At 70.3% G+C, this 246-nt stretch carries 1 pseudogene; it reads right to left on the bottom strand.

The window, feature by feature from the left end:
* Positions 1–246 (bottom strand): annotated as a pseudogene (locus ACYYG1_RS17760) (hypothetical protein); the annotation flags it as partial.

Below are 246 nucleotides of genomic sequence, written 5' to 3'. Positions count from 1 at the left end.
AGGTCGTAGGGGTGCTCGAGCACGTCGTGGAGCACGAACACCGCCCGTTCGATGGGTGTCAGCCGCTCGAGCAGGAGCAGGAAGCCCATCGTGAGGGTCTCGCGCTGCTCGACGTCGATCTCCGGATCGCCGTCGGTGGCGATCGGCTCCGGCAGCCAGATCCCCGAGTACTCCTCGCGCTGGACGCGGGCCGACCGCAGCACGTCGAGGGCGCGCCGGCTCGTGACGGTGACGAGCCAGGCCTGC

It is taken from the genome of Desulfocurvus sp. DL1XJH-121, from assembly GCF_054819825.1.
The sequence above is the reverse complement of the archived record's forward strand: the minus strand, read 5'-3'. Positions and strand labels throughout refer to the sequence as shown.